General features: G+C 25.7%; 12 protein-coding genes and 1 tRNA gene. 5 read left to right on the top strand and 8 right to left on the bottom strand.

Annotated elements, in window-relative coordinates; genetic code table 11:
* Positions 1-76: 76 nt before the first annotated feature.
* The 4 genes from ACH36K_RS05635 to rbsK all read right to left on the bottom strand — a co-directional run bounded on the left by ACH36K_RS05635 (position 77) and on the right by rbsK (position 5,156).
* The gene (locus ACH36K_RS05635) at positions 77-1,330 is read right to left on the bottom strand and encodes a sensor histidine kinase (RefSeq protein ID WP_411169977.1); all 1,254 of its coding nucleotides are present in this window, start codon (positions 1,328-1,330) and stop codon (positions 77-79) included.
* Positions 1,331-1,639: 309 nt separating this feature from the next.
* Positions 1,640-3,397, bottom strand: coding sequence for a DNA helicase RecQ (gene recQ / locus ACH36K_RS05630; protein ID WP_411169976.1), 1,758 nt, complete (start codon positions 3,395-3,397; stop codon positions 1,640-1,642).
* Positions 3,398-3,593: 196 nt separating this feature from the next.
* Positions 3,594-4,031, bottom strand: coding sequence for a hypothetical protein (locus tag ACH36K_RS05625; protein ID WP_411169975.1), 438 nt, complete (start codon positions 4,029-4,031; stop codon positions 3,594-3,596).
* A gap of 195 nt (positions 4,032-4,226) precedes the next feature.
* Entirely contained in the window at positions 4,227-5,156 is a 930-nt protein-coding gene (gene rbsK, locus ACH36K_RS05620; protein WP_411169974.1) for a ribokinase, read from the bottom strand.
* Between the two features lie 200 nt (positions 5,157-5,356).
* Between rbsK and ACH36K_RS05615 the strand changes: the two genes are divergently transcribed.
* From ACH36K_RS05615 to ACH36K_RS05600, 4 genes are all read left to right on the top strand, one after another.
* Positions 5,357-5,432 (top strand) — tRNA-Met (locus tag ACH36K_RS05615).
* Between the two features lie 150 nt (positions 5,433-5,582).
* Positions 5,583-6,206, top strand: coding sequence for a TetR/AcrR family transcriptional regulator (locus ACH36K_RS05610; protein ID WP_322381995.1), 624 nt, complete (start codon positions 5,583-5,585; stop codon positions 6,204-6,206).
* A gap of 16 nt (positions 6,207-6,222) precedes the next feature.
* Positions 6,223-6,612: an FMN-binding protein gene (locus tag ACH36K_RS05605; protein WP_411169973.1), complete on the top strand. Its 390-nt coding sequence runs from the start codon at positions 6,223-6,225 to the stop codon at positions 6,610-6,612.
* Between the two features lie 10 nt (positions 6,613-6,622).
* Entirely contained in the window at positions 6,623-7,102 is a 480-nt protein-coding gene (locus ACH36K_RS05600) for a flavodoxin domain-containing protein (RefSeq protein WP_411169972.1), read from the top strand.
* Between the two features lie 80 nt (positions 7,103-7,182).
* Here the strand turns inward: ACH36K_RS05600 and ACH36K_RS05595 are convergent, their stop codons facing one another.
* The gene (locus ACH36K_RS05595; protein WP_411169971.1) at positions 7,183-8,028 is read right to left on the bottom strand and encodes a hydroxyethylthiazole kinase; all 846 of its coding nucleotides are present in this window, start codon (positions 8,026-8,028) and stop codon (positions 7,183-7,185) included.
* A 497-nt stretch (positions 8,029-8,525) separates the two neighbouring features.
* On the opposite strand from ACH36K_RS05595, the gene ACH36K_RS05590 reads away from it, so the two are divergent.
* On the top strand, positions 8,526-9,092 hold the full coding sequence (locus tag ACH36K_RS05590) for an NUDIX hydrolase (RefSeq protein ID WP_411169970.1): 567 nt from the start codon (positions 8,526-8,528) through the stop codon (positions 9,090-9,092).
* A 120-nt stretch (positions 9,093-9,212) separates the two neighbouring features.
* On the opposite strand, the gene ACH36K_RS05585 is transcribed toward ACH36K_RS05590, so the two are convergent.
* The 3 genes from ACH36K_RS05585 to ACH36K_RS05575 form a co-directional block, all read right to left on the bottom strand.
* Complete coding sequence (locus tag ACH36K_RS05585; protein ID WP_411169969.1) at positions 9,213-10,106, bottom strand: MBL fold metallo-hydrolase; 894 nt, start codon at positions 10,104-10,106, stop codon at positions 9,213-9,215.
* A gap of 183 nt (positions 10,107-10,289) precedes the next feature.
* Positions 10,290-10,907, bottom strand: coding sequence for a sulfurtransferase-like selenium metabolism protein YedF (yedF, locus tag ACH36K_RS05580; RefSeq protein WP_411169968.1), 618 nt, complete (start codon positions 10,905-10,907; stop codon positions 10,290-10,292).
* Between the two features lie 27 nt (positions 10,908-10,934).
* Positions 10,935-11,708 carry a radical SAM protein gene (locus ACH36K_RS05575; protein ID WP_411169967.1) on the bottom strand — a complete coding sequence of 258 codons (774 nt, stop codon included), beginning with the start codon at positions 11,706-11,708 and terminating at the stop codon, positions 10,935-10,937.
* Positions 11,709-11,777 lie beyond the last annotated feature (69 nt).

Below are 11,777 nucleotides of genomic sequence, written 5' to 3'. Positions count from 1 at the left end.
TTCCTAAAGAGTAAAAAGCCTATAGAGTAGATTTCCCCTCTACTCTATAGGCTTTTTTTCTTTATGTATATATAAACTAATTAATATGTAATGGTAATTTTATAATAAACTCTGTTAACTCTTTACTACTTACTATATCAATATCTCCATTATACTTATCAACTATTTCTTTTACTATGTACAAACCAAAACCATTATCCCCATTTTTATTTTCTTTAGTAGAAAATCCTTGTTTAAATATTCTATTGATAATATTTTTATCAATTTCTGGTCCATTATTCTGTACACTTATTACAACATTATTATAACTATAATAACTTTTAATCATTAATAATCCTTTTCCATTTAATGCCTCAACAGAGTTTTTTACTATGTTAGAAATAACTCTTTGTAGCTCCATTTCACTTACATTTGTATGTTCTAATTCTGCTTTTTCGTCTATTAAAACATCTACATCTTTTAAATCAATAGAATTAACTATTTGAGATATAATGGAATATTCACTACTTAAAACTTTAACATTTGTTGAAATATTATTACCATCTATTATTCCTTTTAATAACTCTCCAAGCTTTTCATAATTCCCCATAAGATGTGCTCCATATAAATATGAAATCTGTGAACCATGATCGTGCTTTATTTTTTTTAGTTCATTAATCTTTTTTTCTAACTCTTTATTTAGATTATGTATTTCATTTGATCTTTCATTTACCTTTGCAAAGTAGAAAGTAATGAAAATAACAAATACACCTAACAATATAAATATTATTTCTTTAAAAAGAGGCTTGTCCTTTTCATTGTAAATAAACAAAAATGACATTATAAAGTCTAATGATAGTGTCATTATTATTAAAGTAAGTATTGATGAAATTCTTGATTTAATACTTAAAGATACCTTATAAACAAAATTCATGTTTTTTAATAAAAAATATGATGCGATAAATTGAGGTAAGTACATAATTACTAAGTTAGCACATGTGCTATCAATGCTTGTATTATTAATAACTAATATAAATACAATAAAACATATAATTGCATTTATACCAATAACAGAATATATTATACTAAATCCAATAATTGAGCCTAATTTATCGTAATTATAAGGAATAGTTACTAAAAGTAATACTGTTATATGAGTTATTATTATTGATAAACTAGAGTTCCCCATTACAGAAGTGATTAATACCACTGCTATCGAAATTAATGTTATTAATATGAGTATTGGTATTTTACTTTTTTTATAAGCTTTATCAACACAATAATTTGCTGCAATAGCAAACATAACACTTTGAATAATAGTATTTATAACATCTAAAAAACCAGTATACATATTTTCAAGTCCTTTTATCTTAATTTTTTACTTGATTAAGTTTTTTAATTTAACTAATTACAATGGGTATTATACAATATACATATGTATTTTTCTACATTTTATTTTATATTTTTCTATATTTTTCTATATTCTTCTATATTTTTATTCATACGTTTCCTATTTATGTGATTAAAATTAATAATTTTAAAATAATACTTATAATTACGGTAAATGCTACAAAACTCATTCTTAGCATTTTATAATAAATATACACTATGGATGTATCAGATTGAATTTAACATTCAATTTGATACATACTCATTAATATTAGTTAACATTTATTATATTAAGAACTTCATCTCCGTACCTTTCAAATTTCTTTTCTCCCAAACCTCTTATATTAAGTAATTCTTCTTTATCCTTTGGGATTTTGTTAGCTAGTTCTATAAGAGTTGAATCTGAAAATATTATATATGGCTTTATTCCTAATATGTTTGCTTTCTCTTTTCTCCATAACCTTAATTTATTAAATAAATCTTTATTTAATATTTTTTCTTCTATATCTTCACTTAACTTACAAATTACTTTTTCTTGAGACTTTAATACTTTTATTGATCTAGGATTTAATTTCAGCATTGAATATGTACCATCTTTTAAGTTAACATATTCTAAGTCTATTAATGTTTTAATTAAATCTCTAATAAATTTACTACTATAATCCTTCATTATTCCATAAGTTGATAGTTTATCTAGCTGATTTTGAATTATCTTAGGTCCTTTAAAGCCTCTTAAAATATCAACTAATACTGAAATTCCATACTGCTCTCTTGTTCTATATACACATGATAAAATCATTTGTGCTTCTATAGTAAAATCTCTAAGCTCTTCATTAGTTAAGCAATTACTACAATTATTACAATAAGGTTTTACATTTTTATCTCCAAAATAATTTAATATAAAACTCCTATAGCAATTATCATATTCACAAAAATCTACCATATTTTGAAGCTTTCTAATTTCAACTTCTTTTCTCTGATTTCCTACCGTAGTATATATTAAATATTCTAATGTTCTTATATCTTCTCTATTATATAAAAGACGGCATTCCGTTTTTTCACCATCTCTTCCCCCTCTACCAATTTCCTGATAGTAACTTTCTAAATTTTTGCATAGAGTAAAATGTATTATATACCTTACATTAGATTTATCTATTCCCATGCCAAAAGCATTAGTTGCAATCATTACATTAAAATTATCTTTTAAAAACTCATCTTGATAATAGTTTTTTTCATCATCCTTTAAACCACCATGATATTTAGCTACAGATAAGCCTCTTTCTTTTAAATAGTAATATAAAGCATCAACTTCTTTTCTAGTTGCACAGTAAATTATTCCTGAAGCTTCTTCATTATCTTTAATATAGTCTTTTACAAATTCTGCTTTATCTTCTTCCTTATGTACTGATATAGCTAGATTTTCTCTATCAAAACTACCTAAATATGTATATGGGCTAATAAGCTCTAAAAGATTCAAAATATCTTTTCTTACTTCTGTAGTTGCTGTAGCAGTAAAAGCAGTAACTACAGGTCTAACATTTAAGCTTTTTATAAAAGGAGATATAAACCTATAGCTCTTTCTAAAATCATGTCCCCACATAGAAACACAATGGGCTTCATCTATGGCAATTTGACTTATCCAAAGCTTTCTAAGCATTTTATTAAAATATTCACTTTCTAATCTTTCTGGAGCTATATATAAAAGCTTAACTTCGCCATCATAACATCTTTTTAAAATTTCATTTATTTCATCTAAGCTTTGAGTACTATTTATATACTCTGCTTTTATTCCTATATCATTTATAGAGTCTACTTGGTCTTTCATTAAAGATATTAAAGGAGATATAACTAAAGTAATTCCATTAAGAATTAAAGCTGGTATTTGGTAACAAATTGACTTTCCACCACCAGTAGGCATTATACAAAAGCTATCTCTTCCCCTTAAAATATTAGATATTATTTCGCTTTGACCTTCTCTAAAGGAGTTATATCCAAAATACTTTTCTAACACTTCTATTGCTTTATTCATAACGTTATCTACTCCTTTCTCTTTAAAATTCTACCATATTTTTTAATTATTAAAACATTTCATATAAAAAATTATATGATTACGTTTTCAAAACTCTAAACTTTTATACTTTCCTCTAGCAATAAATAAGTAAGATTCCTATATTAATAGAAACCTTACTTATTTAAAATTATAATTAACGTTTACATAATTATGCTTATTGATTTAATATTTCAATTATCTTCTTGTTTTGTTCCTTTGTTAAATTAAGTTTCTTTGTTATATTTAATAACTTTTCAAATAATTCATCTTCACTTATTAAATTTCTTAAATAGCCAGTTATAGTATTACTTATTTTTAAAACTATCTGAAGAACTTCTATTCTTTCCTCATTTTTAAGTTTATTCTGTTCTATAGATCTATATAATATATAGCCATATACTGAGCATAATTCAACATAGTCTATTATTTCTTCTGATGATATTTTATTTATCATACATTCAATTTGTACTGGTGAGTACTTTTGGTATATATCATTATTTATATTAAAATGTAAAGCTGCATTAATAAATTCATCCTTTAATTCATCCTTTAATTCATTTGTTACTTTTTCATTTAAGTAATTTAAAACTAGCTTATATATTATAACATCCATTACTACAGTCCCCCTAAATAATTCCTATACTTATAATTTATCATAATATTTATAATTTTGAAATTATATTCTTTAAAATTTTAAATATATTTTATATTTATAAAAAGAATACCTTCTTTAATGAAAGTATCTTTTCATTTATCTATGCATAATTACTATAATATTCTATTTAATAGTGGTGTTCTTCTCATTAGCTTACTCCTCTCCATAGACCTCTTCTACCTCTTTTAAATATGGTATTGAAGGTTGTGCTCCTTTTCTTTGAACTGCTATTGATGAGACTTTATTACCAAATGTTACTGCTTTTATAAGGTTTTCCTTATTTAGATTTTTTGTATCTAACTTAGAACTTAAACCTCCTATAAAGCTATCTCCTGCTGCTGTTGTATCTATTGCATTAACCTTAAATGCTGGTACTACTTCACAGAAATCTTTTCCTATTACTGCTGCACCTCTTGCCCCTAAAGTAATAATTACAAATTTTACTCCTTTATCTAGGAAAATTTTCGCTGCTTTCTTTGCATCTTCTAAATTTTCAAATTTACCACCAGTTAAGACTTCTGCTTCTGTTTCATTTGGAACTATAATATCTGTTACTTTTAAAAGTTCATCATCCATCGTTTTTGCTGGTGCTGGATTCAATATTGTTACTTTTCCAAATTCTTTAAATTTCTTAAATGCCTTTAATGTAATTTCTTCTGGAGTTTCAAATTGAGATATAAGTATATCACTTTCTTCTAAAGCTCTTATAGATTTATCAATTTCCCCTTCATTCATTGTCATATTTGATCCTGGTGCAACAACTATTGAATTGTTCCCATTTTCGTTAACCATGATAATTGCCATTCCTGTTGCTTCTTTGTCATCTTCATATATGAAATTTACATTTATATTATCTTCTTTGAGTTTGTTTTTTAATATTAGTCCATTATCATCTTTACCTATTTTAGATATCATGAATACTTCTGAACCACTTCTTCTTGCTGCTACAGCTTGATTAGCTCCTTTTCCTCCTGATATCTTTTCAAAAGATTTTGATAAAATAGTTTCACCTACTTGAGGTATATCCTTAACCTTTAAAACTAAATCCATATTCATGCTTCCAAGTACACATATCTTATTCATAAATCTCTCTCCTAAATGATTTATTATTTACTGAAGCGGTTTAGTGAATCGCTTAACTAAATAATAAATCATTCGTAAACGTTTTGTAATGGTTTTTTTAATATTTTTAAATTTTTTTTAAAATATTTTAATATTTTCCTTTACTTTTGTTAATAATAGTACTATACTTAACATACTGACTGAGGTTAGTACATTGATATCGCGGGATGGAGCAGTTGGCAGCTCGTCGGGCTCATAACCCGAAGGTCGTAGGTTCAAGTCCTGCTCCCGCAACCAATATTTAAAGATAGTGTATAACTAGAAATAGTTTTACACTATCTTTTTTTAATTTCTTTTCTATATATTGACATAAAAAAAATACAATGATACTATATCATTAAACACTGTTCAATAATTAAACGACGTTTAATAAATTAGGAGTTAATTATGACTATAGAAAAAAGAAGAGATCGTGAAATAGAAGAAATGAGAGAGCTTATTCTTTCAGCAGCAAATGAAATTATAGCTTTAGAAGGCTTTGAAAAATTATCTATTAGAAAAATAGCTAAGAAAATTGAATACTCACCTGCTATAATTTATCACTACTTTAACGATAAAGAAGAAATAATAAATAATTTAATGCTAAAAGGATATAAAAAAATAGTATCTGCTATATCTTCAGCCGAAACAAAATCTAATTCTGCTGAAGAAAAATTAATAGAAATGACTAAAAATTATATAAACATAGCCCTAAGTATGCCTGAAGAATTTATGGCTGCTCAGTTAAATACGTCAAAAGAAGCTTTAAAATACACATCCTATTTATTTAAAGGAGCCTCAAAAGAAAAAGTAGCTCTATCTTCACTATATAAATGCTTACAGGATATTTATAAAGATAAACCCATAGATGAAGAAACCCTAGAATTAACTGCTCAAATTATAGCAGTATCAACATTAGGACTTATAATAAAGCTATCTATAGAAAAAGATATGGAAGAAGAACAAAAGCAAAAATTAATTGAGTTTTACTCAAAGGAAATAGTATTAAAAATAGCTCACAATAATAAATAGTTAGGAGAGGATCTATTTGAAGACATTATTTAAAATATTAATGTCACTAATACTTTTATTTTTGCTTATTTTTGTAGGAGGAATTTTTTATTTATCTCGAGGTCTTAATGAAGGTATGAGCATTAGTTTAAATGGCATAGACATTTCTAAATTAGATGATGGCAAATACACTGGAGAATATGATTATGGAAGATGGACCAATAAGCTTGATATTACAGTTAAGAATAATAAAATTACTGAAATTTTAATTAAAGATGATGTTACTTTTTCAAAGCCAGGTGTAAGTGAGGAATTATTTAATAAAGTTATTGAAACCCAAAGCACTAAAATAGATGCTATATCTGGCGCAACAGTAACATCTAAAGCTTATCTTAAGTCTATAGAAAATGTATTAAATAAAAAATGAGGTGAATTAAATGAGTACTTTAATCCTTTATTCAAGCAAATACGGATGTACAGAAAAATGTGTAGAATTTATGTCTAAAGAACTTAAGGATAAACCAAATATAATTAACTTAAAAAACTCAGGAGATATTGATATTTCAAAGTACGATAAAGTCATTATTGGCGGATCAATATATATGGGTAGAATACAAAAAGAAGTAACAGAATTCTGTTCAAATAATTTGAAAGAATTAAAAGAAAAGCAAATTGGTTTATTCATTTGTGGAATGCAAGAAGGAGATGCAATAAATAATGAACTCATTGAAAATTTCCCGCCAGAATTAATTAATATAGCAATATCAAAGATCCATTTTGGAGGAGAATTCAATTTTGACAAAATGAACTTCTTTGAAAAGTTTATAGTTAAGAAAATAGCCAAAACATCCTCCAGCAAATCAAATATATTAAATGATAATATTCATAAATTTGCTCAAGCAATGAATTCTATTTAATCATTATAAAGAAGGAGATATAATATTACGACGACTTGGAGCTTGCGAAGTCGCAAGTAATATTATATCTTCCCACTAAATTATCTTACAAAAGAATAATCAACTTTTGCTAATCTATTTAATTTATCTGAATTTATATTTGCTATTTCATCTAATAAGTATTCCTTTAACCATAATTTATTTTCTGGTTTTAAGTTCTTTTGTACAACTATTTTTTCACTTACTGCTACAGTCATAATAGCAACTAAGACGGCTCTAAATATTTGTTCATTATTACTTGCAGCTGCAACCCCCACAGAAATTAATCCACATAATATTGATTGAATTCCTAATATATTACTAAACTTATCTGGATATCCATCTACATGAAATTCACTAAATCCATCTGTTAAATAATAATCTTCTGACTGAACTACCACTATCGTATTATATCTTCTGGAAAAACTTCTTAATTCTACTCTAATTTCTATATCCTCCATAAGTTTAGTATCATCAAAATTCTTGTTTTTTAATTTATCATTACTATGGAATAATACGTTAAAATCCTCTAACTTTCCCTTTACAACATTTATATTGTATCTACTTATAAATCTTAATGCTACTTCTCTTCTGAAAAATGAGAAACTTATTCCCATTATATCTAAGACTACAGGTATCCTCTTTCTTCTTGCTACCCTAAGTGATTTTTCAATAGCATCTACTTTTGAACTATTTAAGTCCTCTAGATTTATTAATAGGCTCTCACATTTAGAAGTTATATCTTGAGCTTCTTCAATAGAATTTGAAATTAAAGGATTACCATTATAGCATAAAATACCTTGTGCTAAATCTCTTGCTGTGACTAAATTAGAGATACAGTGTATAAGGGGGTGCTTTTTTTTCTGCAAGTTTAAACTCTCGTCTAATGCCCTTATACCAATTTGCATTTCGTATCCTCTCTTACATCCTGAACTTAAATTTTAAAGATGTAATTATATTTATACTACATCTCTATATATTATTCGACTTTATTTTTATATGTTACATATTTATTCTATATAAATAGTTTTATTATATATATGTTCTAATTAATACTCTACATTATCTATATTTAAACTAAAATCAATAGTTAAAAGTCAAAATATAAGTTTAGTAGCGAATTAGAATCATATATATTTTTTTATTTTACATATATAGGTTCTTTAAAATCATCTTATAACTATATTACTTACAACAATTGAAATACTAGATTAAATGTAGAAACTTTAATAGAATCTATATATATTTTGGTATATAATTAAAATTAATAGTATTAATATACTTAATCTATATATAGTTTTATTATTCTAATATTTATACAACATATAGTTATATATCAATAACTACTTATACATTCTAATTAGAATATACATTAAACTTAATTTATAATTTTAAGGAGTAACTTATGAATTGGATAAAAGAAATTAAAGAATATAAGCCATACAATGATCAAGAAGCTACTGATAAAGAGGCTATTTTATATTCTATAGATAATTTTAATAATCTTTTAACTAGAGAAAATCCATTAGCTCATATAACTAGCTCTGGATATATAGTAAATAAAGATAAAACTAAAGTCCTTATGATTTATCATAATATATATAATTCCTGGTCATGGACAGGTGGACATGCAGACGGTGATGATGATTTACTTTATGTAGCTATTAAAGAAGCAAAAGAGGAAACTGGAGTAAAGAATATAAAAGCGTTAGATTCTAAAATTTTCTCATTAGATGTATTGCCTGTACCAGCTCACATAAAAAGAGGAAAATTTGTATCCTCACATTTACATTTGTCAGTTGCATATTTACTAGAAGCTGATGAAAATGATGAGCTTATAATAAAAGAAGATGAAAATAGCGGTGTAAAGTGGATTCCAATAGACGAAGTTGGAATTTACTCAACAGAGCCAGATATGATAAAACTTTATGAGAAATTTAATCAAAAAATAAAAGAAATTTATAATTTTTAAATTTACTATAGAGTAAAAAGTGGACATATGTAAATTTACTTATTCCGTTGCTCCGCTCTAAGTCAACGCAAACTTACATATGTCCAATTACAAACTGATGGTAAGGAAAATCTTATTTTTTTATAATTTGCTATACTTCAAAAATCCATCTTCTAAAATTATTTCTATTTTTTTAGTCTCATTTAAATACTCTATATATGATTTTAACATTCTTTCAATAACAATGTATTTTCTAATATTCCTTATTCCTATTTTCCATTCTTTAACTATTTTCTTAATTACATCTTCTTTTGTCATAGGCTTATCTATTAATTCACATATCTTATTTGCTCTATCCTTATAAAAGTTTATATTATCTTCTATAAGCTCTGTTATATTATCATATATTCCTTTATGAGCTACTATGTATTTTATGCTCTTTAAACTATGCAATTTTTCTTTACTTTTTAAATCTTCCTTTAAAATAAAAGCATATGGCATTTTTGCTCCTTTCATAACTTCATAACTAATAAGCGTGTCACCAAGATATGAAACATCATCAGGAGTTGTAATACATATATGTGCTGCACTATGACCTGGCGTATGAAGAATTTTAAAATTACTTCCAGCTATATTTACAATATAATCATTTTCTTTTATTACAATATCTACTTTACAAACCATATGGCCAAAATACTCTTCTATTTCCTCTAAGCTTTGATCACAATAATACATCTTAAGATTAATTATACTACTACAAATAAAAGCTTCAGTTTCAGACATAGCAACTGGGCATTTATACTTTTCTTTAAAATAAGATGCATTACCTATATGATCTATATGAGCATGGCTACATATAATTCCAACTATATTAAATGAATTTTCTTCTAATAATCTATCTAATTTCCCTCTTTCACCTTTAGCCAAACCGGTATCAATCATTACTATATTATTTTCACTAACCCTATAAAAAGGTATATATGTCATTCCTGTATCAATGCAAAATGTATTTTCTCTTACTTGTATAATCTGCATTTAATTCCTCCTATATAAATAAACTTATAATGTGTTTTAAACTATATAACTCTTCTCCATTCAATGTTTATATAAATACATTTCTTATTATACTATTAATTTAAAATTAATAGTATAATTGCACATAAATTTAGAGGGTGACTTTACTCACCCTCTAAATAATAGTTTACTATATGTTAAATTCTATAGTTTTATAGTATTTCCACTTTCATTCATAAGCTCTATTATTTGATACATATTGCCTATTTCTCCAACCTTAAGATCCTCTTTTAAATTATAGAAATCAAGACAAGCCCCGCAACTTATTATGTTAACACCTTTTTCCCTCATTGAATTTAAACTATCTAAAACATCAGAGCCTGTACAAGTTAATTTTACTCCTCCATTTATAAACATTAAGTTTTCTGGAAGTATTTCTGCTTCTGCTAAAGTATTTATATATACTTTCATCAAAGTCTCACCTAGCTTATCATCTCCCCCTCCAAGCAGGTTTGATGAAACTAAAATCGTTGGGGCCTTTTTATAAGTTAATTCACCTCTTATTTTACTCGCTTCATTAGAATCTAACCCCTCGCCAATTTCTGTAACTTCAGATCTTGATAATTGTATTTTGTATATTCCGTTTTCCTCTATAAAGCTACTATATAATTTTAACCCTTTTGCCAATCTTAAAATATTATTTTTAGCTACCTCATTGTCTACAATCACTAATGTTTCTTTTGAATTTTCTAGATCAAAATATTTTTTTGTTTTTATAACAGGCATAGGGCATGCTAGTCCTTTGCAATCTATAGTATTCATAATAACACTCCTCTATTTTTGCTTATACTATTTTCTACTTATTTGGTTCATATTTTTTTCTACACAGTGTTTATTATAAGGCTTATTATATATTAAAACTTTTAACATATTTTCTAAATCTTCATCATATATGCCTTCTCTAATTAATTTCTTTATACTCACTGGAGAATTAAAAAACAGACATTGCTTTATAATTCCATCTGCTGTTATTTTAATCCTATTACAATCTTTGCAATCTAAATGATTAAATGGACTAGTGAATCCTATTTTCCCAGTTGAATTTTCACTTGTTTTAATAAAATTCATTATATCATTATATTCCTTTAAATTTATCGAATTTATTTTTACTTCTATCCCCTTTTCTAAAGCCTTATTAATTCCTTTAAGTACACCTGTTAAATTGCAATTTCTTATTTCATTACAGGTATTACATTTTAACGTCTCTAGTTTTATGTTAATTCCATCTAATCCTACTTCTGCTAAAGAATCTAATTTTTCATAAAGGAAAGCACCCTTGGTATTTATACAAACTTGTTTAATATCTTTAATATTCTTTATTCTGTATATTAAGTCTTCAATTTCTTCTACTAAAAGTGGTTCTTCTCCTGTAATTCCTATCTTAGTAATTCCCAAATTCGAAGATATTTGAACAATTTTAACTATTTCATCTACAGTTAATAGTTCATCTTTTTTTGTATAACTTATATCTTCCTTTGGAACGCAATGTATACAATTTAGATTACATCTATCATTTATGGATATTTTTAAATAATCTATATTTCTTCCCCATTTATCAAGCATTGTACTCACCTCCAAAGATTTTATGAACTAAACCTTATACTCTTTTGAATTATAATATCCTATTTTAAC

The sequence above is a fragment of the Clostridium sp. MB05 genome (assembly GCF_046581255.1).
Lineage (GTDB): Bacteria > Bacillota > Clostridia > Clostridiales > Clostridiaceae > Clostridium.
The sequence above is the reverse complement of the archived record's forward strand: the minus strand, read 5'-3'. Positions and strand labels throughout refer to the sequence as shown.

Excerpts from the sequence above, each read along its gene's own strand:
- ACH36K_RS05575 (WP_411169967.1), bottom strand. The coding sequence starts at position 11,708 with ATGCTTGATAAATGGGGAAGAAATATAGATTATTTAAAAATATCCATA.
- ACH36K_RS05635 (WP_411169977.1), bottom strand. The coding sequence starts at position 1,330 with ATGTATACTGGTTTTTTAGATGTTATAAATACTATTATTCAAAGTGTT.
- rbsK (WP_411169974.1), bottom strand. The coding sequence starts at position 5,156 with ATGAATAAGATATGTGTACTTGGAAGCATGAATATGGATTTAGTTTTA.
- ACH36K_RS05625 (WP_411169975.1), bottom strand. The coding sequence starts at position 4,031 with ATGGATGTTATAATATATAAGCTAGTTTTAAATTACTTAAATGAAAAA.
- ACH36K_RS05590 (WP_411169970.1), top strand. The coding sequence starts at position 8,526 with ATGAATTGGATAAAAGAAATTAAAGAATATAAGCCATACAATGATCAA.
- ACH36K_RS05610 (WP_322381995.1), top strand. The coding sequence starts at position 5,583 with ATGACTATAGAAAAAAGAAGAGATCGTGAAATAGAAGAAATGAGAGAG.
- ACH36K_RS05595 (WP_411169971.1), bottom strand. The coding sequence starts at position 8,028 with ATGCAAATTGGTATAAGGGCATTAGACGAGAGTTTAAACTTGCAGAAA.
- yedF (WP_411169968.1), bottom strand. The coding sequence starts at position 10,907 with ATGAATACTATAGATTGCAAAGGACTAGCATGCCCTATGCCTGTTATA.
- recQ (WP_411169976.1), bottom strand. The coding sequence starts at position 3,397 with ATGAATAAAGCAATAGAAGTGTTAGAAAAGTATTTTGGATATAACTCC.
- ACH36K_RS05600 (WP_411169972.1), top strand. The coding sequence starts at position 6,623 with ATGAGTACTTTAATCCTTTATTCAAGCAAATACGGATGTACAGAAAAA.
- ACH36K_RS05585 (WP_411169969.1), bottom strand. The coding sequence starts at position 10,106 with ATGCAGATTATACAAGTAAGAGAAAATACATTTTGCATTGATACAGGA.